Source organism: Lysobacter oryzae DSM 21044 (genome assembly GCF_059568595.1).
The window spans coordinates 277,868-300,715 of sequence record NZ_JCANTQ010000008.1; the positions used below are offsets into that span (position 1 = coordinate 277,868).

Here is a 22,848-nt window from a genome sequence, read left to right on the forward strand (position 1 = left end):
AGGCCCTCGGAACGAGGCCTAGCGTCCGACCCCATGCGGCTCGATGTATCCCGTCGCGATTCCCACGGCTACCAGCAGGATGAGCGCCACCGACAGCGCGATGCGCTTGGTCAGCGCATTCACCGTGCGCTTGGTCGTGCCCATGTCGACGAGCATGTAGTACAGGCCGGCGCCCAGGTTGTAGAGGATCAGCCCGAGGAAGGCGACGATTACGAGCGTTTTCATGGCTGCGGTACCTCGGAGTCGGAAGATGCGATGGCGTCGGGCGAGGGCGTGGCGCGCGGCAGCCAGCGCCAGCGCACCAGCAGCGCCACTCCGACCACGAGCAGGAACAGCCCATACGAGACCGACGTCGCCAGCACCTGTTGCCACATGTGGCCGAACGTGCGGTCGGCGGTGGCCATGCTCCAGTACATCCCGATCGCCGCCGCGACGACCGCGAGCAGCAGGCTCGTCGCATCGAACAGCAGGCGCATGGGTCCGCGCGGATGGCGCGGGAATTTCCAGAACAGCACGGCCAGGATCGTGAACCAGGGCAGGAACAGGATCAGGGCCAGGTTGAGCTCGACCAGCGGGTTCATGCGGGCAGGCAGGGGGCGGGGGTGGCCGTCATCCTAGGCTGACCGTATCAGTCGTCCTAGAATCACATTTGGACAAAAAAACCGGAGCAGATTGCCCGGTAGCCCGCCTCGTGTGCCGCTTGCGGGGCTGGAGTGCCCGCAGCCAATCGGCAGGAAGGCCTGCCCACGGACCCACCGATGAAGCGCTACGAAGCCCTCGCCGAAGACATTGCCCGCTCCATCCGCAGCGGGCTGCTCAAGCCCGGTGAGCGGCTGCCCTCGGTGCGCCAGGCCAGCGTCGCCCGCAAGCTCAGCCCGGCGACCGTCTTCCAGGCCTACTACCGCCTCGAAGCGCAGGGCCTGGTCGAATCGCGCGCGCGTTCGGGCTACTACGTCACCCGCGCCGCGGCCGCATTGCCGCCCGAGCCGGAAACGCCCTCCCGTCCGGACGGCGAGTCGCGCGAGGTGGATGTCAGCGAACTGGTGTTCGAGATCCTGCAGTCGGCGATGCATCGCGACGTGGTCCCGTTGGGCTCGGCCTTCATGAGCCCGACCCTGTTCCCGCTCGACCGCATCGGGCGAGCGGTCGCGACGGCCGCGCTGCACCTGGATCCATGGAGCACGGTGGACGACCTCACGCCCGGCAACGCCGCACTGCGGCGGCAGATCGCCCTGCGTTACGTCATCGATGGCATGGACGTGGGCGCCGACGAGATCGTCGTCACCAACGGCGCGCTTGAAGCCCTGAACCTGAGCATCGCCGCCGTCACCAGCCCCGGCGATGCGGTCGTGGTCGAGTCGCCCTGCTTCTACGCCTGCCTGCAGTCCCTCGAGCGCAACGGCCTGCGCGCGATAGAAGTGCCCACCCACCCGCGCGACGGCATCGACCTCGATGCCCTGGAATCCGCGATTTCGCGCCACGCGCCGCGCGCCTGCTGGCTGATGCCGACCTTCCAGAATCCGCTCGGCAGCACCATGCCGGAGGAGCGCAAGCGCGAACTGGTGGCGTTGCTTGCCCGCCACGACATCCCGCTGGTCGAGGACGACGTCTATGCCGAGCTGCACTACGGCCCCCGGCGTGCCTTGCCGGCCAAGGCCTTCGACCGCGACGGCCTGGTGATGCATTGCTCCTCGTTCTCCAAGAGCCTCGCCCCCGGCTACCGCATCGGCTGGGTCGCGGCCGGGCGCCGCGCGCAGGACATCGCAAGGCGCAAGCTCACCTCCACGCTCAACACCAACGTGCCCACGCAGATCGCGCTGGCGCGCTATCTCGAACGCGGCGGGTTCGACCGCCACCTCCGGCGCCTGCGCCGGACGCTGGCCGAGCAGCAGACGCGCTACATCGAAGCGCTGGCGCAGGCGTTCCCAAAGGGCACGCGCGTCACGCGGCCGTCGGGCGGATATTTCCTGTGGCTGGAGTTGCCGGAGAATGCGGACGCGCTGCGGCTGCAGCAGCGCGCGTCACGCGAGGGCATCAGCATCGCGCCGGGCCCGATGTTTTCGGCCAGGCGCGGGTTCGGCAACTGCCTGCGGCTCAACTGCGGACATCCGCTCGATGCGCGGATCACCGCCGGCCTGCAACGATTGGGAACGCTGGCCGGCGGATAGCGTTCCGATCCGCACTGCCGCTGCTGCTAGGCGAGCCAGCGGCTCACGGCATAAGCCAGCGCAGCGATCACCACGGCGGCGCCGAACCCGAGCCACAGGCCGCGGCCGCGCCGGGGCTGCTCGCGTTGGCGCGGCTGGTCGTCGCCGGTCGACTGGCGGCCGCGACGCGGCTCCACGCGGAAGCGCAGGTCGTCGAAGGCGACTTCGTCGCCGATCCGGGCGATGCCCACGGTGACGCGCTGTCCGTTGAGGAAGCTGCCGTTGGTGGACTTGAGGTCTTCGACCTCGACGCCGTAATCGAGCGGGCGCAACCGCGCGTGCATGCGCGAGATGCCCGTGCCGTTGAGGCAGATGTCGCACTCCGGTGCGCGGCCCACCGTGGTCGGGGCCAACAGCGGAAAACTGCGTCCGAATGCCTGGCCTGCGACGCCGCGCAATACGTATTCGGGATCAGACGGAAACTGGTTCATCGGAGACGGGTGCGTTTGCGTCGGGCGAAGCTATCACGGCCGTTGCGCCGATTGATTCGCCAACGGCGCGGCCATCGTCGCCAAGGGGCATGGCTTGCACAAAGTGCGACGCCCGCACGCAATTGCCTTGTGGCGCACGTCACTGCGGCCCGAGCTCAATAGGGCGATCCGCCCGCCTGGGTGGACGTCAGGACGCCAGCTTCGGCCGAAACCATGTACCCGCTGCCGCCCGAGCGTTGCCAGGCCGGAAGATCGAATGCGTCGCCCGCGCGGATGCGGTCCACCGCGATGTTGCGATAGGTCAGCGGCTGCCTGCTGCGGCACGATTCGGGCAGGCCGGGAGCCCGCAGGAAGTAGACACTGCCGCTGCCGACAACCGTGGCGATGCCCTGGGAGGGAACCAGGAGCGCTGTCTGTTCGTCGACGGCGATGCCGCGGGGGGCGGCGCTCCAGCCGTTGGCCGCGATGCGGCAGAGAAAGGCGATGTCGCGTCCCATCCGATCGCGGGCCCCGAAATGGGGATCGCCGATGATGCCGGCGAGCAGCGGCAGGTTGGCGAAGTCGCGTCCCAGCGTCACGTAGCGGTTGAACGGATCGGCCAAGGCCTGGCTGGAGGTGACGCCCAGGCTCGCCTGCGCCGTGTAGACGAACTGGGTCAGGACGTTGAGACCGGCACTCGTGCCGCCCACCGGCACGCCGCTGTCGATCAGTGTGTTGAGCGTGGCTTGCACCGGCGTCCCGGTCCAGAAATTGATGTAGTTGGACTGGTCGCCGCCGGCGATCCAGATCGCTTCGGCCTTCGCCAGGATCGCGGCGACCGACGGATTGGTGGCCGCGGCGGTGTCGGGGATGATCAGCGTGGCAACCGAGTTGAGGCCCGGGCACAGGTCGCGGATGTACGGGTTGTAGGCGTCCGTGCCGGTAGCGCGGATGACCAGGAAATCGCCGCCGCCAGAGCGCTGGCACATCCATTGGAACGCCGCGTCGACGTCGGTGCTGCCGCCCATCAGCACGATGCCCGGCGTGGGTGCCGCCGCGACATCGGTGGAATTGCCGATACGGAAGTAACTGTAGGCGGGCTTCTTGGCGGCCAGCACTGCTGGCGTCGCCAGCAGCAGCAACAGGAACGCGAGCAGGCGGGTCATGGGCATCCTCGGCGCAAGTGTGGGCGGGAGCGTCCAACGCGGATTCGAGCGACTGCCGGGCCGTTATACCGCACGCCGCGCGGGGGCTCAGCCGCGGCGCCCGCGGTGGGCAGTCGGCGAAGCGCTGGGGCGGAAAAAGAAAAACCCCGCACGAGGCGGGGTTCTTGCTGGATCGGATTGGTGGAGCGGAGGAGGATCGAACTCCCGACCTTCGCATTGCGAACGCGACGCTCTCCCAGCTGAGCTACCGCCCCACGAAGGCCGCAAAGTCTACCGGCCGGACGGGAGCGGCGCTAGTCCTGTGCCGCCAGCAGCGGCGCGAGGGCCGGTTCCAGGGCCTGCCGGCGCCAGCCGTCGAGGGCATTGGGCCAGCGGCCATCGTCGAGCAGCGCCTGCAGCCAGCGGCGCGACGCGAGCACGCCGTCGGGCAACCCGAGTTCGGCGCTGCGCTTGCTCACGGCATCCTGCAGCTTCTTCAGGCGCTGCTTGTCGCGGGTTTCGCCGACGCTGGCATCGGGCGCATCGACTTCGTCGGGCAATGGCGTCGCCAGCGCCTGCCAGATCGCATCGCCGAGCTTGCGCGGCGCCTTTGGATGCGCGTCCAACTGGGCCTGCAGCAGGTCGCGATTGGCGGGCGGCGTGCGCGCGATGGCCACGGCCAGGTCGTTGTCCAGGATCCAGCCGCGCGGGCGGTCGTTGTCGCGTGCATACGCATCGCGCCAGCGCAACAGGCGCACGAGCCGGCGTTGCGAGTCGATGTCGAGGAACTGCGCACTGCGCAGCGACAGGTGCGGCCAGCGCTCTGGTGCTTCGCTTTCGGCATTGGCGACGGTGCGCACGGCGTCTTCGACCAGCCATTCGCGCCGTCCCAACTGCGTGAGCATGCCCTCGAGTATGTCGTGCATCGCCGCGAGGTGGCGCACGTCGTCCGCGGCGTACTCCAGCTGCGCGGGCGACAGCGGACGGCGCAGCCAGTCGGAGCGCGTTTCGCCCTTGGCCAAGGTGATGCCGGTGAGCTGCTCGACCAGGCGCTGGTAACCGACGCCGGCGCCGATGCCGGCCAGGGCAGCTGCCTGCTGCGTGTCGAACAGCGGCTTGGGCACGGCATTGCACGCATGGCGGAAGGCGACCAGGTCCTCGCTCGGACTGTGCATCACCTTGAGGATGGCCTCGTTGGCCAGGATCGGTGCCAGCGCCGCGGTCATGCCGTGCACCAGCGGATCGATCAGGAGCACGGTCGGCTCCCCGCGTGCATCGTCGAGCGCGATCTGCACCAAGGCCAGCTGCGGCCAGTAAGTGCGTTCGCGGATGAACTCGGTGTCGATCCCGATCCGGGCGGGCGAATGAGCGAAGTGCGCCTGCAGTGCGGCGGGGTCGGAAATCCAGACGTGCATGAAGCGCAGGATAGGGCAGGTTGCCGCGGCGGGCGACAATAGCCTACTTTCGTGCCCTGCAACGGGCATGGCCACATGCCGTTGACGGTTGACTGCTTCGATCGCATGAACCGGTCGCGGAAACGCGCCGATGCCAGGGAGTCGCGTGGCTTGGAGTCGCCTGCCTTGAGGTTGCCTGCCTTGAATCCGACTGCTTCCAGTCCGCGCTGGCGAACCCTGCTGTCGTTAGCTGGCGCGTGCCTCTTCGCCATGGCGCTGGCGGGCCTGGGCGCCTGCGGACGCCGACAGGCCGAAGCGGACAAGGCGACGGTGCGGACCCCACTGGTCACCATCGGCGCCGATCAGTCGGTCTCTCCGGTGCCGGCATGGCGTGCGCCGCCGATCGAAGTGACCAAGGACAACGCCGTTGCGTTGCGCCGGCGTGCGGACGCGGCGTTGAAGGCGGGCCATCTGTACGGCGGGGATGACGAGGCCGACGCCGCGATTCCGCTTTATCTCGCCCTGCAGAAGCATGCGCCGAACGACGCGCGAATCATCCGTGCCCTGGCGCAAGCGGTGCTCGCACTGGTCGACCAGGGACGCGACGCGCTTGCCGGCATCGACGACGATCCGCAGGAACTGCGCCATGCCCATGAGGTCGCCGCGGTGGCCCGGGTGGTGGCGCCGGCGGACGCGCGCGTGGAGGCGTTCCTCGATCGCCTGGACCGCGCCGACGAGGCGGCACAGGCCAACCGTCTGGGCGAGTTGGCGCTCAACGGGGACCGCGTCGGCGAAAAAGGCGAAGCGACCGGCGCGATCGCCTATTTCCGGGAGGCACTGAAGGAGCGGCCGGGCGATAGCCGCGCGCAACAGGGCTTGGCGGCCGCCGAAAGCGCCTTGATCCGCCGTGCCGAGGCATCCGCCACCGGCGATGACTACGCGACCGCCGCGCATTGGCTCGACGAAGCCGCGAAGATCCGTCCCGGCTTCACCACCGTCGCCGACGCGCGCGAACGCGTCGCGATGCAACGCGCCCTGCGCGTGAACGCCCTGCGCGATGCCGGCATCGCCGAACTCGGTGAACCGACGCCGGCGGGCCTGCGCCGCGCCCGCCAGCGCTTGGCGCAGTTGCTGCGCATTGCCATGCCCGCGGATCCCGCGGTGGCGGAACTGCGCACCCGGATCGAGATGGCGGCGCATTACGGCCTGTTCCGGCCCGGCCAGGTCTTCACGGACGCGTTGTCGGACGGTGGTCGAGGTCCGCGGATGGTCGTGGTGCCGCACGGCGCTTTCCGCATGGGGGCGCCCGAGGAGGAAGCCGACTCAAGCGACGAAGAGCGTCCGGCCCACAACATCCGTTTCGATCGCGGCATCGCGATCTCGCGTACCGAAATCACCGTGGGTGAGTTCAGGCGCTTCGTGAACGCCACCCGCCATCGCGCCCGTTCCACCCGGCGCGGTTATTCGACCATCTACGACGAGCGCAGCGGCAACTTCGTGCGCGCCGGCAATGTCGACTGGCAGGCCGATTACGTCGGCAAGCCGGCGGCAGACAACATGCCGGTACTGCACGTCAGCGCGGGCGATGCCGCGCGCTACGCGCAGTGGCTGTCGGCGCAGACGGGGCAGCGCTATCGCCTCCCGAGCGAAGCGGAGTTCGAGTACGTGCTGCGTGCCGGCAGCCAGGCCCGCTACCCCTGGGGCGCGGGTGCGCCGCCCCGGAAGGCCGGCAATTTCACCGGGGCAACCGACGTGTCGCCGAGCGGACGCCGCTGGAGCAACGCCTTCACGGGGTACGGCGATGGCGCCTGGGGGCCCATGCCCGTCGGCAGCTACCAGGCGAACCGTTGGGGCGTCCACGACATGGCCGGCAACGTCAGCGAATGGGTTGACGACTGCTGGCATGGCAGTTTCCGGCGAGCCCCTCGGGACGGGCGGCCCTGGGTCAACCCCGGCTGCCGCAACCAGGTGATCCGCGGCGGTTCGTGGGCGAGTTCGCCAGCGCACACCCGCGCGGCCTGGCGGCAGGGCACCGACATCAACAACACAAGCGCCCGGGTAGGGTTCCGCGTAGTGCGGGACATCTGAACGGGCGCAAGCCCGGCGCGTCCCGGCCCACAACGCGGCGAGACGGAGACCACGATGAGAGTTGATCCGATGGGCAACCAGCAGGCAGCACCACGTCGCGGCTTCGGATTCGGCGGAATCCGTTGGTGGATCCTGATCCTGTTCGCCGGCTATGCGGCGTGGTCGTGGTTCGGCAGCGCCGAAACCGACCCGTATACCGGCGAGACCGCGCACTACGGCGCCAGCCCGGAAGAGGAGGTCCAACTGGGCGCGCAGGCGTACCAGCAGGTGCAGAGCGACGCCTCCGCGCAGGGCGCCCTGCTGCCGGCGGACTCGCAGGTCAGCCAGCAGATCCGGGAGATTGCGCGACGGCTGGTCAGCCGCGTGCCGCAGGTGACCAGCGACCTGGCGGCGATGAACCATCAGGAGGCGCCGACGGGTTACCAGAACTTCCAATGGGATGTGAGCGTGATCCAGTCGGAAGAGGCCAATGCGTTCTGTCTGCCCGGCGGCAAGATGGCGGTCTACACCGGACTGCTTCCCTTGGCTGAGAACGAGAATGCGATGGCCGTGGTCATGGGCCATGAAATCGCCCACGCATTGCTGCGCCATGGTTCGCAGCGCATGGCGCAGCAGAAGCTGGTCCAGATCGGGCAGGTCGCGGCGGGCATGGCGATCGGCGGCATGGACCCGCAGCAGCAGCAGGCGGTAATGGCGGCGCTGGGCGCGGGTGCGCAGTACGGATTCATCCTGCCCTATGGCCGCAACCACGAGACGCAGGCGGACAAGGTCGGCCTGATGCTGGCCGCGGCCGCGTGCTACGACCCGCGCGAGGCGATTCCGCTGTGGGAGCGCATGTCGCAACTGGGAGGCGGGGAGCGGCCGCCGGAATTCGCATCCACCCACCCGGATCCGGCCAACCGCATCCAGACCCTGCAATCGCTGATGCCGACGGCGCAGGCGTTCTACGCGAAGTACTGTGCCGGACAGCCGCCGCTGAAGTGACCAGGCGCCTTACCGCGTCCACAAAAAAAGCCGGGATCTCCCGGCTTTTTTGCGACGCCGCACTCAGCGCTTGGTTTCGGCCTTGGGCTTGGGCGGGTTCGTGGTCGTGCCGATGCTGCCGGCCATGTTCTGCTGGAATTCCTTCCACATCTGCAGGTTGCGCTCGGTGAGCTGGTTCATCATCGTCCAGGGCGTCTGCCCGAGCAGGCCGCCGATCTGGGTGCGGAACTGCTGCTGCTGGTCGAGGAACAACTGCATCGACCGCTCCAGGTAGTTGCCCATGAAGCCCTGCAGCGAATCGCCGTAGAACCGGATGATCTGGCTGAGCAGCTGCGTGGAAAGCACCGGTTCGCCGTCGGATTCGTGCTCGGCGATGATCTGCAGCAGCACCTGGCGGGTGAGGTCTTCGCCGGACTTCGCGTCGCGGACTTCGAAATCCTCCCCGTCGACGATGAGCTGGCGCACATCCTCGATCGTGATGTAGCTGGAGATCTCGGTGTCGTAGAGACGACGGTTGGGATACTTCTTGATGATGCGGATCGAACTCATCGAGCACCGGCTCTAACGCGTGATGCTGCGCAGCATGGCCCAGGGGCGGTTGGCTTGCAACTCGCCCCGGGCATGTGCCGTCGGTCACGGCCGGGATGGCTGATTTTGGCGGAAGGCGCCCGAATGGTGCGCAGCAAGCCGCCGGGCCGTGGCCTACCAGCCCATGTACTGTCCGCCGTTCGCGGACAGGTTGGCGCCGGTGATCCATCCGGCTTCGTCGGGGACGAAGAACGCGACGGCGTACGCGATCTCTTCCGGCGTACCGAGCCGTCCGGTAGGGATCTGCGTGATGATCTTGTTGCGTACGTCTTCCGGCACGGCCATGACCATGTCGGTGGCGATGTAGCCGGGGCACACCGTGTTGACGGTAATGCCGAACCTCGCGTTTTCCTGCGCCAGCGAAATCGTGAACCCGTGCATGCCGGCCTTCGCCGCGGCGTAGTTGGCCTGCCCGTACTGGCCCTTCTGGCCGTTGATCGAGCTGATCTGGATCACGCGCCCCCACTTGCGGTCGCGCATGCCCTCGATCACCGGCCGGGTGACGTTGAAGCACGAGTTGAGGTTGGTGCAGATCACCTCGTTCCACTGTTGCGCGGTCATGCGATGGAACGTGGTATCGCGGGTGATGCCGGCGTTGTTGACCAGGATTTCGACCGGGCCGATCAGCCGCTCCACTTCGCGGACCATTGCTTCGGCTTCCTCGGGCGAGGACACGTCGCCCTGGGCGAGCGCGACTTCCACGCCTTCCGCACGCATCTGCGCCTGCCAGGCCTTCGCCTTCTCCTCGTTGCGGTAGTTGGTGGCGACCCGGTGGCCCATGCTGGCCAGGCGCTTGACGATCGAGGTGCCGATGCCGCCGGTACCGCCAGTCACGAGTGCGACGCGTGATTGCATGTGTTTCTCCATGAAGCTGCGAAGGAAGCCGCAGGCATTCTATGGAGCAATTATGAAACCTGTGTTGTGCGCTGCGGCGAGCGCGATGCGACCGGCACGCGGAATGCGATCCGGGTCGAACCCCTTGCGCGCGCGCTCGAGCAGCGCATCGATGTCAGCCGTCGCGTCCAGCCTTGAGGCGTCCTGGCCAAGTGCACGCCAGGCTGCCCGCAACGCCGCATCCGGCGTCCTCGGGTCCACGGGCACCGCTGCGTCGGACTTGGACAGCTTGCGGCCGCTCGCGTCCACCACCAGCGGCAGGTGCGCATAACGCGGCGTAGGCAGGCCCAGCGCTTGCTGCAGCACGATCTGGCGTGGCGTGGAGTCGAGCAGGTCGGCTCCGCGCACCACATCGCTGATGGCCTGGGCGGCATCGTCCACCACCACCGCGAGCTGGTAAGCCCAGAATCCTTCCGTGCGCCGCAGAACGAAGTCGCCGACCTCGCGCGAAACGTCCTGCTGCTGGGGACCCTGCAGGGCGTCCTCGAACGTGACGACCGTGCCGTCGGGCACTCGCAGGCGGATGGCCGGGTCGGGTCGCTTGCGCCGGGCGATGCAACCGCGATGCACCCCGCCGCTGGCCACCACGTCGCCACGGCTGCAATGGCATTCGAACGCGCGGCCGTCGCGCAGCAGGCGGCCAAGCGCCGCCGCATAGAGTTCGTGGCGCTGGCTCTGGCGAACGATGGGCTCGTCGGACAGGAGCCCGAAGGCGGCCAATGCATCGAGCTGCCGCTGCGTGGCGCCCGGGACTTCGCGCGGCGGGTCGACATCTTCGATGCGAACCAGCCAGCGTCCGCCCGCGTGCCGCGCCAGCAGCCAGCTGCCGAAGGCCGCCAGCAGCGAACCGAAGTGGAGGTCACCCGTGGGCGAGGGGGCAAAACGCCCGCGATAAGGCTGGGTCATGGTCTCGGGCTGATACGACACGTTGCGTAAAGCTTTCAGCTTGAATTCCGGCCGAGCCTGCCACATCTTCGCCCCTAAACCACTGATCCGCGCCATCGCGCGAGAGGTTCCTTTCCCATGTTCAAGCGCGTCGCCCTGTTCCTCGCCACCAACCTGGCCGTGCTGGTCCTGCTCGGCATCGTCCTGTCGGTGTTGCAGAATGTCTTCGGTATACGCCTCGGCAACCAGGGTGGCCTGCTGGTGATGGCGGCGATCTTCGGTTTCGGCGGCTCGATCATTTCGCTGCTGATGTCCAAATGGATCGCCAAGCGCAGCACCGGCGCCCACGTCATCGAGCAGCCTCGCAACGAGCTGGAGCAGTGGCTGGTTTCCACCGTCCACCGCCAGGCCGAGCGGGCCGGCATCGGCAAGCCGGAAGTGGCTATCTACGACGCGCCGGAGATCAACGCCTTCGCCACCGGCGCAAACCGCAACAACGCGTTGGTAGCCGTGTCCACGGGGCTGCTGCGTGCGATGAGCCGCGACGAGGCCGAGGCCGTGCTTGGCCACGAGGTCAGCCACGTGGCGAATGGCGACATGGTGACGATGGCCTTGATCCAGGGCGTGCTGAACACCTTCGTGATCGTGTTGTCGCGCGTGGTCGGACGCGTGATCGACGGCTTCCTGAGCGGCAACCGCGAGGGAAGCGGCGGCGGCATCGGCTACTTCGTGACCGTCATGGTGCTGGATGTGGTGTTCGGCCTGTTCGCGAGCATGATCGCCATGGGGTTCTCGCGTTACCGCGAATTCCGCGCGGATGCCGGCGGTGCCAATCTGGCCGGGCGCGAGAAGATGATCGCCGCGCTGCGTCGCCTGTCGCAGACCTACGGCCACAGCACGCTGCCGGGCCAGATCCAGGCCTTCGGCATCAGCGGCGCGGTCGGCCACGGCCTGCGTCGGCTGATGATGAGCCATCCGCCGCTGGAAGAGCGCATCGCCGCCCTGCAGCGCACGGCCTGACCGGTTCGGTTCCTCCCATGTGTAAAGCCCGCCGTGAGGCGGGCTTTCCTGTTTCCGGGCGGGCCGGTCAGCCGAACTCGTAATCCATTTCCGGTCCGGCCGGGGCGAGGAAGTGGCCCTGGGCGTAGTCGATGCCGGCGCTGAACAACGTGCTCATGCTGCCGGCGTCCTGCACGTGTTCGGCGATGGTCTGCTTGCCCAGCTCCTGCGCCTTGGTGGCGAATTCGCGCACGCGTTGCTGGTGTTCCGGGCTGGAGCTCAGGTCCTTCATGAAGGACCGGTCGATCTTGATGAAGCTGGCGTCGAAATGGGTCAGCAACTGGAACGGATTCAGGCCGATGCCGAACTGTTCCAGGCCCACGCGCACGCCGAACTGCGCCACGCCCGCCTGGAACTGCTGGGCGGCGCGCAGGTTGGTGAAGACCTTGGACTCGGGGATCTGCAACACCAGCAGCCGGCCATCGACGCCGTGCAAGGCGAGCTGATCACCGATGTGCTGGACGAGACTGTCGTCCTGCAGCGATGCCTGGGTGATCTTCACCAGCAGGCGGGTGCGGCGGTTGGCACGCTGGCGGTCCGCGATCAGGCGGATCGCCCGGGCCACGACCCAGCGGTCGATGTCGCCCAGCAGGCCATGTTCTTCGGCGATCGGCAGGAAGGTGAGGGGCTGCACCAGCCCGCCGTCATCGCCACGGAGGCGCAGCAGGGTCTCGTACATTTCGTCGGGCGCGCCATGCAGCGGCACCAGCGGCTGGAAGTGGATGACGAACTGGTCGCCGGCAATCGCCTCGCGGATGCGTGCGACCCAGGCCGCCACGCGCTCCAGTTCGGCGCGGTCGGTCGCGCTGGGGTCATGGAGTTCGGTTCGGTTGCCGCCAACGCCGATGGTCGACTGCAGGCCCTGGGCGGCCTTGCCCAGGATGGCGGGTACGTTTGCGATCTTCTCACCGATCTGCACGCCACCGATGCTCAGCGTCACGTTGAGTGAGTGGCTGCGCGCCTCGAGTACGGTATCGGCGAACGCGGTACGCAGCGTCTCTGCCAGCTTCAGGGTCTGGGCGTAGTCGCTGTTGCGGGTGAGTACGGCGAACTGGTGTTCGCCGAATCGGGCGATGACATCGTCCGTGCCCACGGCCGAACGCAGGCGCTCGCCGATTGCCGCGGCCAGGTCGTCTGCCGCGTCCAGGCCGATGTCCTGCAGCAGGCGTGTGTAGTGGTCCGGTTCGATCAGCAGCAGGCCCTGCGCGGTGGCCTTGGCCGCCGTTTCGCCGACCGCATCCTCCAGGGCGCGCAGGAAGGTCTGGCGATTGAGCAGGCCGGTAACCTGGTCGATCTGGCGCAGGCGTTCCAGTTCCTCGGCCGCCTTCGGGTCGAAAACTTCCTCCTGCTTGCGCAGTACCACCTGCAGGCAGCTTTCGCCCTCGTACGTGGCCGGAGTGAACTCCATGACCGCCGGGAAGTGGTCGCCGTCCATGGTGACGGCCTCGGTTTCGTAGCGGGGCGGGGGCGCCTCGCCCTTGGACAGCTGCTTCAACAGCTTCTTGAATTCATCGACCTTCTTGGGGGCGACCAGGTCCAGCAGCGACATGCCCTCGATGTCCTCGAAGGACTCGAACCCGAACATCTCCAGGTAGGCGGTATTCGCACGGATGTGCATGCCCTCATGGATGTAGGCGATGGGGTCGCGGGAAGAATCGATCAGGGCGTCGCAGCGGCGCTCGATCTCGCGCATCTGCGCTTCGAGGCGGCGAAACGAACGGCGTGCCTCCAGGTCCACCCATTCGGAGCGCACCACCTTCTGGACGTGGTCCATGTGCTCGCGCAGCGCCACGCCCCGCGCTCCCTTGGCCATCAGTTTCAGCAGTTCGCCTTCGTCGATGGCGTTCACCAGCACCAGGACCGGCAGGTCCTTGCCGCTGGCGTCGACCTTTTCCATCACCTTGGCGAGGGGAACGCTTGTGGCGTCCTGCGCCGCCAGCACCACGTCCTGCGGCTGGGACTCGATCAGGGACTGGAACTCGCCCTCGTTTTCAGGGCGCGAGGGTCGCACCGCAATGCCGGCATTACGCAGACCGCTGACAATGGCCTCGGCCGCTTCGACGCTGTCGTCGACGATCAGCAGCCGCAGTGCCGTGTCTTTGCCGAATTGCATTCCCCATCCCTCCGTACGCGTCGGTTCCCCCGCCTTCTGCCCAGAGTCACCGTAGTCGCGGTTTATGACATGAAGCCGCGGTTGGCGTCCATGTCCGGGGCCGTCCGGTGTGGCCTGGTCGACAATTTCGTCCGGCGTCGACTGCAGTGCTCGAACTGCCTGGTGGACGCCGATCTGCGGTGTCCATGGGCAAGAACGTCCTCAGGCTGCTCAGAGCGGACGCTTGCCCGGATCGCCGGCCACTTCGCGCACCAGGCGCGGCACCAGGTAGCCTGACAGGCGCGCCGCGAGCGCCGCGTGCAGGGCGCGGGCTTCCTCATCGGCCACCTCGAAATGCGCCGAGCCCTGGACGCGGTCGAGCTGGTGCAGGTAGTAGGGCAGCACGCCGGCTTCGAAGGCCCGTTCGCTCAATGCCGCGAGGGCGTCGACGCTGTCGTTCACGCCGCGAAGCAGCACCGCCTGGTTGAGCAGTGTCGCGCCGACGCCGCGCAGGGCCGCGCAGGCCAGGGCGACATCGGGGCCGATTTCATTGGCGTGGTTGGCGTGCAGCACTACCGTCACCGGCCACGGCAGGCGGCGCAGCCAGTCGAGCAGCGCGGGATCGACGCGTTCGGGCAGGACCACCGGCAGGCGCGTATGGATCCGCAGGCGCCGAAGGTGGGGAATGCCGGAGAGGGCGTCCGTCAGTTCGGCCAGCTTCGGGGTCGCGAGCGACCACGGGTCGCCCCCCGAAAGGATCACTTCGTCGATGTCGGCATCCGCACGGATCAGTTCGACCGCCTCGTGCCATTGGCCGGCAGCGGCGGTGTCGCCCGCGTAGTCGAAGTGGCGACGGAAGCAGTAGCGGCAATGGACCGCGCAGCTTCCCGTCGTCACCAGCAGGGCGCGCCCGCGGTACTTGCGGATGACCCCGGTGCCGGCCTTGGCCGCGGCGTCGCCCACGGCATCCAGGCCGAAGCCCGGCATCGGCCGCATTTCTTCGTCCAGCGGCAGGACCTGCCGCAGCAGTGGGTCGTGTGGATCCCGCTGGCGCATCTTCGCCACGAAGCCGCGCGGCACACGCAGGGGGAACTGCGCGGCCGCCGCGTCGGAGACCTGCAGCGCGGCCGCCTCCAGCCCGAGCAGGGCGAGCAGCTCGCGCGGGTCGCGGACGGCCTCGCGCCACAGGCGTTGCCACTGCGGTGCGGCGGCGACCAGGTCGGGCGAGGGGGCTGGGTGCTTGAGGGCGGGGGCAGCGGGTATCATGTCGGATCGCGATTTTCCGGCGCTGCCGACAATTCGCGCGGCGCAGCCCGCCATTTTAGCCTTTTGCCGCCCCCGCGGCGGCATGGCAGCGAGTCCGCTTCGGACCCGTCCACCCCATTCAGATCAAATTTTTCAGGAGTCCCACCCATGGCCAGCCTGGGCATGAACGACGTCAAGACCGGACAGAAGATCCTGGTCAATAACGACCCGTGCATCATCACCGAGACCGAGTACGTCAAGCCCGGCAAGGGCCAGGCCTTCACCCGCGTGAAGTACCGCAGCATCAAGTCGGGCCGCGTGGTGGAAATGACGATGAAGGCGACCGACAACGTGGAGCAGGCGGACGTCGTCGACACCGACATGCAGTACCTGTACTCGGACGGCGAGTACTGGCACTTCATGAACCAGGAGTCCTTCGAGCAGGTCCAGGCCGACAAGGCCGGCATGGCCGGCGCCGACAAGTGGCTCAAGGGCGAGGAAGAGTGCGTGGTGACGCTGTGGAACGGCACGCCGATCTCGGTGCAGCCGCCGAACTTCGTGGAACTGAAGATCGTCGAGACCGATCCGGGCGTGCGCGGCGACACCTCGGGCGGCGGCGGCAAGCCGGCGACGCTGGAAACCGGCGCGGTGGTCCGCGTCCCGCTGTTCGTCGGCCAGGACGAAGTGATCAAGGTCGATACCCGCTCGGGCGAATACGTCTCGCGCGTGAAGTAAGGCAACACGGCCCGCGCACCGGCGCGGGCCTTCGATCCGGTCGGAAGCGCCGGCCGTGCTTGTGGCCTTGATGGCACGACTAAGGGAAATCGAATGACGAGCCACCCCGAAGCCTGCGACCTCCTGATCGAAGCCGGCTTCGTGGTACCGGTCGAACCGCACGGCGTGGTCCTCGAAAACCACGCCGTTGCCATTCGCGATGGCGTCATCATCGACCTGCTGTCCCTGCACGAGGCGCGCGTGCGCTACGCGCCGAAGGAAACGGTCTCGCGTCCCGACGGCGCGCTGATCCCGGGCCTGGTCAACGCGCATACCCACAACCCGATGACGCTGCTGCGCGGCGTCGCCGACGACCTGCCGTTGATGGAATGGCTGCAGGGCCACATCTGGCCGATCGAGGGCGCGGTCATCGGCCCCGAGTTCGTCGCCGACGGCATCGCGCTGGCCATCGCGGAGATGCTGCGCGGCGGCACCACCTGCGCCAACGAGAACTACTTCTTTCCCGACGTGCAGGCGGCCGTCTACAAGCACCACGGCTTCCGCGCGCGCGTGGGCCTGCCGATCATCGACTTCCCCACGGCGTGGGCGAAGTCGTCGGACGAATACTTCGACCGCGCCACCGAAGTGCACGACCAGTGGCGCCACGATCCGCTGGTAGCCACGACCTTCGCGCCGCATGCGCCGTACACGGTGAGCGACGAGAACTTCGAGCGCATCCGCATGCTTGCCGACCAGCTCGACGTGCCCGTGCACCTGCACACGCACGAAACAGCGCAGGAAGTCGCCGAATCGCGCGACAAGCACGGCCAGCGCCCGATCGCGCGCCTGGACCGCCTGGGCCTGATCAACGATCGCCTGATCGCCGTGCACATGACCCAGCTGACCGATGCCGAGATCGCGTTGTGCGCGGAGCGCGGCGTCAGCGTGGTGCACTGTCCCGAGTCGAACCTAAAGCTCGCCTCCGGCTTCTGCCCCGTCGGCAAGCTGCAGCAGGCTGGTGTGAACGTGGCGATCGGCACGGACGGCTGCGCCAGCAACAACGACCTCGACATGTTCGGCGAGACCCGCACCGCGGCGCTGCTGGCGAAGGCGGTGGCCGAGGATGCCTCGGCATTCGATGCCGCCAGTGCATTGCAGGCGGCGACCCTGGGTGGCGCGCGCGCGCTCGGCTTCGATGCGCAGGTGGGTTCGATCGTGGCCGGAAAGCAGGCGGACCTTGCGTGCGTGGACCTGGGCCAGTTGGAAACCCAGCCGCTGCACCATGTGATCTCGCAACTGGTCTACGCCGCGGGACGGCACCAGGTAAGCGACGTCTGGATTGCCGGCAAGCCGAAGCTGCGCGGACGTGTCCTCGTCGACATCGATGCGGACGCGCTGGTCGCCAACGCGCGGCAGTGGCGCGACCGGATCGCCACGATCCGCATTTCGTAACGAATTGTCGGCTGCGCGCGGCGCGCGGCCATGGTGACTTCGATCATGAGCGCAACACCCTCGAGCAACGACAACTTCAGCCAGGCCGAACTCGACAAGTTCGGCGCGCTGGCCCAGCGCTGGTGGGATCCGGAAGGCCCGCAGAAGGCGCTGCATGCGCTGAATCCGGCACGCCTGGGCTACGTGGCCGATCGCGTGAAGCTGCAGGGCGCGGCGGTGCTCGATGTCGGCTGCGGCGCGGGCCTGTTGAGCGAAGCGCTGGCGCGAAACGGCGCGCAGGTCGTGGCGCTCGACCTGGCGCCCGAACTGATCAAGGTCGCCAAGCTGCATCGCCTGGAGAGCGGCATCGATGTCGACTACCGCCTGCAGTCGGCCGAATCGCTGGCGGAGGAAATGCCGGGCCGGTTCGACGCCATCACCTGCATGGAGATGCTGGAGCACGTCCCCGATCCCGCCGCGATCATCGAGGCCTGCGCGACGATGCTGAAGCCCGGCGGGCGCCTGTTCCTGTCCACGCTCAACCGCACACCGGCGGCGTTCGCGCTGGCGATCGTGGGCGCCGAGTACATCGCGCGCATCCTGCCCAAGGGCACCCATCAGTACCGCGACTTCATCAAGCCCTCCGAACTCGCGGCATGGCTGCGCAGCGCCGGCCTGCAGTTGGAAGACATCAGCGGCCTGATGTACGAGCCGTGGCGGAACTCCGCGCGCGTGGTCGCGCGAACCGACGTGAATTACCTGGCCTGCGCGTACAAGACCGAATGAAGAAGTTTCCCAAGGCGGTGTTGTTCGATCTCGACGGCACGCTGGTCGACAGCGCTCCGGACTTCATCGCGGTGATCAATCGCATGCGCGCCGATCGCGGCCGCGGCGCCATGCCGCTCGCCGATCTGCGGCCGGTGGTGTCAAAGGGCGCGAGGGCGATGCTGGGTGCGGGATTTCCGGAGATCGCAGTAGCCGAACGCGAATCCTGGGTCCAGGAATTCCTCGATCTTTACGAGGCGGAACTGGGGCTGCATGGCAAGCCGTTCGAGGGCGTCGATGCCATGCTCACCGCGCTGGAGGCGGATGGCACTACCTGGGGAATTGTCACCAACAAGCCGGAATACCTCGCCCGCAAGCTGATGCCGCTGCTGGGCTGGGACTCACGCTGCGCGGTGCTGGTCGGCGGCGACACCCTGCCGGTGCGCAAGCCCGATCCGCTGCCGTTGCTGCACGCGGCGCGGGAGATCGGCATTGCCGCGGACGAATGCATCTACGTCGGCGACGACGAGCGCGACATCGTCGCGGCGCGGGCCGCGGGCATGCCGTCGGTGGTGGCGTTGTGGGGCTATCGCCTGCACGAGGACGATCCGTTCGCATGGCAGGGGGACGTGCTGATCCACCAGCCGGCCGAGTTGTGCGAAACGAAGGCTTGGCCCGGCGAGCGTCGGTAGGCCATCGGCATGAGCGACCAGGAAGCCATCGGCAGTTTCATCGACAAGTGGCGCGCGCGCTGGCCGGAATGGTCGGTTGCGGAAGTCTTCGTGAGGCGCGAACTGCGCGAACCGGCCCTGGCCTGGATGGCCCTGGTGCAGGAACTCACCGACGCCGCCTGGGGCGGAGGCGACCCGCGTCCGGGCGAAGCGAAGCTGGGCTGGTGGCTCGAGGAACTGCAGGGGTGGGCCCGTGGCGCACGGCGGCATCCGCTCGGGGCGGTGCTACAGAAATTCCCGGTCGCCTGGACCCAACTGGCCGCAGCGCTGCCATCGCTGCGCGACAGCCGCGAACGTCCGGTCGACATCGACGATGCCCGCGCGCAGGTGCGCGTTTTCGCCGGCGCCTTGGCGGCGATCGAAGAGGGCATGTTCGGCGGCAGCCGGAGCGAGGCGCACGCCGTGATCGCGACCAATCTCCTGCACCTGCGCCTGGCGCACCATCCAGGCGATGCCGCGCCGCTGCAGGTGCTGGCCCAGGCCGGGGAAGACGGGATGATCGCGGCCTGGAGCCATCAACTGGCCGGGCATTCGGTCGGTGGGGCCACCAGGCCGCGCCGGGTCCTGGCCGGATTGGCGCAGGCGCGGCTGCGGCGCGGTGACGCCGTGCAGCCGCTGCCTGCTGCATCGGCATTGTGGGTCGCGTGGCGCGCCGCCCGCGCCTGAGCGCTTCCGCCTTCAATGCCCGCGCGCTGCACCGATCCGTTCCGCCCGCGGCAGGGGCCGCCCAATGCCGGCCCGGTAGAATGCCGCGCATTGCGATCCCCGCCCCAGGCCCCACATCCGTGTCCGTGAACCATCGTCCCGACCAGTCCCGCCGCCTGCCCGACGTCGCCTTCGATGCGGCGGCGCTGGCGCGTCCGCTCGACTGGGTGGGGATGTCGAACATCGCGCTGCCGCTGCGCATCGCCTCGGGCCAGGACACGATCACGGTGCCCGCTTCGGTCGATGTCTCCGTCGACCTGCGCGACGCCCAGGCCCGCGGCATCCACATGTCGCGCCTGTACCTGGAACTGCAGCATGCCTTCGCCAGCGAAACCGTCACCCCGGCGGGCCTGCGCCGCGTGCTGCAGTCGCTGGTCGACACCCAGGCCGGGCTGTCGAGCCGCGCCCGCCTGGTCCTGCGCTACGAACAGCTGATGCTGCGTTCGGCGCTCGCCAGCGAGCATGCGGGCTGGAAGCGCTATCCGGTCGAGATCGACGCGTCGCTGGTCGATGGCCACCTGCGCCTGGGCCTACGTTTTTCCGTCGAGTACTCCAGTACCTGTCCGGCGTCGGCCGCGTTGTCGCGCCAGCTCAACGCTGAGCGCTTCGTGCAGGACTTCGCCGACGCGCGGCCGTTGTCGTCGGCCATCCATGAATGGCTGGCTTCCGAACGCGGCCTGGCGGCCACGCCGCATGCGCAGCGCAGCCGTGCGGAGGTGCACGTGGAGTTGCGCCATGCCTTCGAGGAGCTGCCGCTGGCGGCCCTGGTCGACGCCGTCGAGGAGGCGCTGGGCACACCGGTGCAGACCGCGGTCAAGCGCGAGGACGAGCAGGCCTTCGCCCGCCTCAACGCCGAAAACCTGATGTTCTGCGAGGACGCGGCGCGCCGGGTCGCCGCCGCGCTATCGGCCGACCCGCGCGTCGAGCGCTTCGATGCCCAGGTTTCGCATTTCGAAAGCCTGCATGCGCACGATGCGGTGGCGCGGGTCACCGGCGAAGGCCGCGCCTGACGTTCGCAGCGAGCAACCGGAACAAGTGATTCCGGCACGCGCTGGACTACTGCAGCCGCAACGACGGACGCGCCGCCGCGCGCGATCGCGCTACTTCTTGCGTTCGAGCACCAGCAGCGGATCGATGCGCACCTCGAACCAGTTCATCCCCCAATGCAGATGCGGTCCCGTCGCCCGGCCGGTCGCGCCAACCGCGCCGATCGCCTGGCCCTGCGCGATGCGTTCGCCCACCTGCACGTCGATGCGCGAAAGGTGCAGGAAATTCGAGCTCACCCCGTGCCCGTGGTCGAGCACGACGGTGCCGCCGGTGAGATAGAGATCCGGGTTCGCGAACGTGACCATCCCGGGCGCGGGGGCGAGCACCGGCGTGCCTTCGGCAGCGGCGATGTCCATGCCCGAATGGGGTGATTTCGGCGTGCCGTTGTAGACGCGCTGGTTGCCGAAGCGGCCGCTGACCCGGCCCTGCACGGGCCAGATGAAGGGCGGCACGAAATCCGCGCGGTCGTCGTCGCGCAGCCGTGCCGCGGCGACCGCCGCCTGCTCGCGTTCGATCCGGGCAGCGATTTCCGGCGGAGGATTGACGGTATCGGGCGGAACGCCGTCGATGCGCTCGATCGGCCAGTCACGCGGGGTCACGGCGATGCTCGCCTTTTCGGTGCTGCCGTCCGGACGCTGGACGTCGACTCGGACCGGCCCGGCCTCGTCGCGGCCAATCCCGAACACCACCGTGCCGTACGGCGTCGGTTGCAGGATGCGTCCGCCGTATCGCACCAAGCTGCCGGCAGGGACCTTGCCCAGGACCAGCGCGCCCTGCGATGCGCTCGCGGGGAACACCACGCCATCGCTCGTGGCCACCGCGACGGGCGTACCGCGCTCCGGCGTGACCGTTTCCGTATTCGCCGCGCACGCGGTGAGCGAAGCCGCCACCAGGAGCGCGGCCGCGCGCCTCAACGATCGAACTCCAGCCGCTGGCCCATCGCGTCGCCGATCAACTGGCGGCCGTCCCAGGCCAGCACGCCGTTGACCCAGGTCGAGGCGATGCGCGAATGGAAGGTCATGCCTTCGAAGGGCGACCAGCCGCACTTGGACAGCACGTCGTCGGCATGCACCGTGAGGGGCGTGTCGTCGATGAGCACGAGGTCGGCGGCATAGCCTTCGCGCAGGAAGCCGCGGTTGCGCACGTCGAACAACCTGGCTGGGGCGTGGGCGAACTTCTGCACGACCTGCGCGGTGGTGAGCTTGCCCTCGTGGACCAGTTCCAGCGCGGCCAGCAGTGCGTACTGCACCAGGGGCAGACCGGACGGCGCGGACAGGTAGGGCTTGGCCTTCTCCTCGATCGTATGCGGCGCGTGATCCGTCGCCAGCACGTCGATCACGTCATTGGCCAGCGCGGCGATCAGCGCCTCGCGGTCCGAGGCTTCCTTGATCGCGGGGTTGCACTTGATCTTGTTGCCCAGGCGTTCGTAGTCGGCGCGGTCGAAGCGCAGGAAATGGACGCAGGTCTCCGCGGTAATGCGCTTGCTTTCGACCGGGCCGGCATCGAACAGCGCCAGCTCGTCCGCGGTGCTGATGTGCAGGACGTGCAGGCGCGTGTCGTGGCGGCGCGCCAGCGAGACGGCCAGTTGGGTCGACTTCAGGCAGGCCTCGCGCGAACGGATGTCCGGATGGCAGGACGGCGGGATGTCGTCGCCGTACTTCGCCTTGTAGCGGGCGAGTTCGGCGTCGATCATCGGCGTGTCTTCGCAGTGCGTGATGATCGGAGTCGGCGCGTCGCGGAAAATGGCGTCGAGGGTCTCCGGATTGTCGACCAGCATGTTGCCGGTGGACGCGCCCATGAACACCTTGATGCCCGGCGCGCTGCGTGGGTTCAGGCGTTGGATCGCGCCGAGGTTGTCATTGCTGGCGCCGAGGTAGAACCCGTAGTTGCCCCATGCCCGCCCGTGCGCGCGGCGGTACTTGTCCTCCAACGCATCCGCGTCCAGCGTCGGCGGGGAGGTATTGGGCATGTCCATGAAGCTGGTCAGGCCACCGGCGACGGCCGCGGCCGACTCCGTGGCGATGTCCGCCTTGTATTCCATGCCGGGTTCGCGGAAATGCACCTGGTCGTCGATCATCCCGGGCAGCAGACGGCGCCCGTTGGCATCGACCACGGTTTCGTGGGCCCGCGCGTGCAGGCCCGTGCCGATTTCCGCGATCCGGCCGTGCTCGATGCGCAGGTCGCCGTCGAATTCGCTTCCCTCGTTGACCAGACGGGCGTTGACGATCAGTGTCGATGACATTGGGTCTTTCCATTGAGGGGAGGGACCGGGTCGAAACCGCCCGGGTGCAGGGGATGGCAGCGCAGCAGCCGGCGTGCGGCCAGCCAGCTGCCCTTGCGTGCGCCGAAACGCGAAATGGCTTCCATCGCATAGACCGAGCAGGTGGGATGGAAACGGCAGGCCGGCCCGACCAGGGGGCTGACCCAGCGCTTGTAGCCACGCAACATCAGGATGAGCAGGCGA

At 68.1% G+C, this 22,848-nt stretch carries 23 protein-coding genes and 1 tRNA gene; 10 read left to right on the forward strand and 14 right to left on the reverse strand.

The annotated features are described in order from the left end of the window. Positions 1 to 18: 18 nt before the first annotated feature. On the reverse strand, positions 19 to 225 hold the full coding sequence (locus BP05_RS01460) for a twin transmembrane helix small protein (RefSeq protein ID WP_496359721.1): 207 nt from the start codon (positions 223 to 225) through the stop codon (positions 19 to 21). Then, a complete protein-coding gene (locus BP05_RS01465; RefSeq protein ID WP_496359723.1) occupies positions 222 to 581 on the reverse strand; it encodes a hypothetical protein in 360 nt (119 codons plus the stop codon). The genes BP05_RS01460 and BP05_RS01465 overlap by 4 nt, the downstream gene beginning before the upstream one ends. Before the next feature lie 177 nt (positions 582 to 758). Here BP05_RS01465 and BP05_RS01470 point away from each other — a divergent pair, with 177 nt between their 5' ends. After that, the gene (locus BP05_RS01470; protein WP_496359725.1) at positions 759 to 2,168 is read left to right on the forward strand and encodes an aminotransferase-like domain-containing protein; all 1,410 of its coding nucleotides are present in this window, start codon (positions 759 to 761) and stop codon (positions 2,166 to 2,168) included. A gap of 26 nt (positions 2,169 to 2,194) precedes the next feature. On the opposite strand, the gene BP05_RS01475 is transcribed toward BP05_RS01470, so the two are convergent. The 4 genes from BP05_RS01475 to rnd all read right to left on the reverse strand — a co-directional run bounded on the left by BP05_RS01475 (position 2,195) and on the right by rnd (position 5,177). Further along, positions 2,195 to 2,638, reverse strand: coding sequence for an FHA domain-containing protein (locus tag BP05_RS01475; protein ID WP_496359727.1), 444 nt, complete (start codon positions 2,636 to 2,638; stop codon positions 2,195 to 2,197). Between the two features lie 155 nt (positions 2,639 to 2,793). Further along, positions 2,794 to 3,783 (reverse strand): cyanophycinase, encoded by a 990-nt coding sequence (locus tag BP05_RS01480; protein WP_496359729.1) that lies wholly within the window; start codon positions 3,781 to 3,783, stop codon positions 2,794 to 2,796. A gap of 178 nt (positions 3,784 to 3,961) precedes the next feature. After that, positions 3,962 to 4,037, reverse strand: a tRNA-Ala gene (locus tag BP05_RS01485). A gap of 39 nt (positions 4,038 to 4,076) precedes the next feature. After that, positions 4,077 to 5,177, reverse strand: a complete 1,101-nt coding sequence (rnd, locus tag BP05_RS01490; RefSeq protein ID WP_496359731.1) for a ribonuclease D — start codon at positions 5,175 to 5,177, stop codon at positions 4,077 to 4,079. A gap of 249 nt (positions 5,178 to 5,426) precedes the next feature. Here rnd and BP05_RS01495 point away from each other — a divergent pair, with 249 nt between their 5' ends. Both BP05_RS01495 and BP05_RS01500 read left to right on the forward strand, forming a co-directional pair. After that, complete coding sequence (locus tag BP05_RS01495; protein WP_496360600.1) at positions 5,427 to 7,244, forward strand: SUMF1/EgtB/PvdO family nonheme iron enzyme; 1,818 nt, start codon at positions 5,427 to 5,429, stop codon at positions 7,242 to 7,244. A 54-nt stretch (positions 7,245 to 7,298) separates the two neighbouring features. Next, positions 7,299 to 8,228 (forward strand): M48 family metallopeptidase, encoded by a 930-nt coding sequence (locus BP05_RS01500; protein ID WP_496359733.1) that lies wholly within the window; start codon positions 7,299 to 7,301, stop codon positions 8,226 to 8,228. A gap of 63 nt (positions 8,229 to 8,291) precedes the next feature. Here BP05_RS01500 and phaR read toward each other — a convergent pair whose 3' ends face one another. The 3 genes from phaR to gluQRS form a co-directional block, all read right to left on the reverse strand. Beyond that, positions 8,292 to 8,777: a polyhydroxyalkanoate synthesis repressor PhaR gene (gene phaR / locus BP05_RS01505; protein ID WP_496359735.1), complete on the reverse strand. Its 486-nt coding sequence runs from the start codon at positions 8,775 to 8,777 to the stop codon at positions 8,292 to 8,294. A gap of 153 nt (positions 8,778 to 8,930) precedes the next feature. After that, positions 8,931 to 9,671 (reverse strand): acetoacetyl-CoA reductase, encoded by a 741-nt coding sequence (gene phbB / locus BP05_RS01510; protein WP_496359736.1) that lies wholly within the window; start codon positions 9,669 to 9,671, stop codon positions 8,931 to 8,933. Positions 9,672 to 9,710: 39 nt separating this feature from the next. Next, complete coding sequence (gene gluQRS / locus BP05_RS01515; RefSeq protein WP_496360602.1) at positions 9,711 to 10,616, reverse strand: tRNA glutamyl-Q(34) synthetase GluQRS; 906 nt, start codon at positions 10,614 to 10,616, stop codon at positions 9,711 to 9,713. A gap of 117 nt (positions 10,617 to 10,733) precedes the next feature. Between gluQRS and htpX the strand changes: the two genes are divergently transcribed. Further along, positions 10,734 to 11,615, forward strand: a complete 882-nt coding sequence (gene htpX, locus BP05_RS01520; protein ID WP_496359738.1) for a protease HtpX — start codon at positions 10,734 to 10,736, stop codon at positions 11,613 to 11,615. Positions 11,616 to 11,682: 67 nt separating this feature from the next. On the opposite strand, the gene BP05_RS01525 is transcribed toward htpX, so the two are convergent. Together BP05_RS01525 and epmB are read right to left on the reverse strand one after the other, a co-directional pair. Continuing rightward, the gene (locus tag BP05_RS01525) at positions 11,683 to 13,767 is read right to left on the reverse strand and encodes an EAL domain-containing response regulator (RefSeq protein ID WP_496359740.1); all 2,085 of its coding nucleotides are present in this window, start codon (positions 13,765 to 13,767) and stop codon (positions 11,683 to 11,685) included. Between the two features lie 210 nt (positions 13,768 to 13,977). Next, on the reverse strand, positions 13,978 to 15,012 hold the full coding sequence (epmB, locus tag BP05_RS01530; RefSeq protein ID WP_496359742.1) for an EF-P beta-lysylation protein EpmB: 1,035 nt from the start codon (positions 15,010 to 15,012) through the stop codon (positions 13,978 to 13,980). Positions 15,013 to 15,159: 147 nt separating this feature from the next. Between epmB and efp the strand changes: the two genes are divergently transcribed. The 6 genes from efp to folE2 all read left to right on the forward strand — a co-directional run bounded on the left by efp (position 15,160) and on the right by folE2 (position 20,347). Then, positions 15,160 to 15,726, forward strand: a complete 567-nt coding sequence (gene efp, locus BP05_RS01535) for an elongation factor P (protein WP_496359744.1) — start codon at positions 15,160 to 15,162, stop codon at positions 15,724 to 15,726. A gap of 93 nt (positions 15,727 to 15,819) precedes the next feature. Continuing rightward, positions 15,820 to 17,157, forward strand: a complete 1,338-nt coding sequence (locus BP05_RS01540) for a TRZ/ATZ family hydrolase (RefSeq protein WP_496359746.1) — start codon at positions 15,820 to 15,822, stop codon at positions 17,155 to 17,157. A gap of 45 nt (positions 17,158 to 17,202) precedes the next feature. Beyond that, on the forward strand, positions 17,203 to 17,922 hold the full coding sequence (gene ubiG, locus BP05_RS01545) for a bifunctional 2-polyprenyl-6-hydroxyphenol methylase/3-demethylubiquinol 3-O-methyltransferase UbiG (RefSeq protein WP_496359748.1): 720 nt from the start codon (positions 17,203 to 17,205) through the stop codon (positions 17,920 to 17,922). Next, the gene (locus BP05_RS01550; RefSeq protein WP_496359750.1) at positions 17,919 to 18,593 is read left to right on the forward strand and encodes a phosphoglycolate phosphatase; all 675 of its coding nucleotides are present in this window, start codon (positions 17,919 to 17,921) and stop codon (positions 18,591 to 18,593) included. The genes ubiG and BP05_RS01550 overlap by 4 nt, the downstream gene beginning before the upstream one ends. 9 nt (positions 18,594 to 18,602) lie before the next feature. Then, a complete protein-coding gene (locus tag BP05_RS01555; protein ID WP_496359752.1) occupies positions 18,603 to 19,298 on the forward strand; it encodes a phytoene/squalene synthase family protein in 696 nt (231 codons plus the stop codon). Between the two features lie 125 nt (positions 19,299 to 19,423). Beyond that, a complete protein-coding gene (folE2, locus tag BP05_RS01560; protein WP_496359754.1) occupies positions 19,424 to 20,347 on the forward strand; it encodes a GTP cyclohydrolase FolE2 in 924 nt (307 codons plus the stop codon). A gap of 90 nt (positions 20,348 to 20,437) precedes the next feature. Here the strand turns inward: folE2 and BP05_RS01565 are convergent, their stop codons facing one another. The 3 genes from BP05_RS01565 to yidD are packed head-to-tail and all read right to left on the reverse strand — an operon-like array spanning position 20,438 to position 22,832. Next, positions 20,438 to 21,298, reverse strand: a complete 861-nt coding sequence (locus tag BP05_RS01565; RefSeq protein WP_496359756.1) for a M23 family metallopeptidase — start codon at positions 21,296 to 21,298, stop codon at positions 20,438 to 20,440. After that, positions 21,295 to 22,626, reverse strand: coding sequence for a dihydroorotase (locus tag BP05_RS01570; protein ID WP_496359758.1), 1,332 nt, complete (start codon positions 22,624 to 22,626; stop codon positions 21,295 to 21,297). The genes BP05_RS01565 and BP05_RS01570 overlap by 4 nt, the downstream gene beginning before the upstream one ends. Then, entirely contained in the window at positions 22,611 to 22,832 is a 222-nt protein-coding gene (gene yidD / locus BP05_RS01575; RefSeq protein ID WP_496360604.1) for a membrane protein insertion efficiency factor YidD, read from the reverse strand. The genes BP05_RS01570 and yidD overlap by 16 nt, the downstream gene beginning before the upstream one ends. Positions 22,833 to 22,848 lie beyond the last annotated feature (16 nt).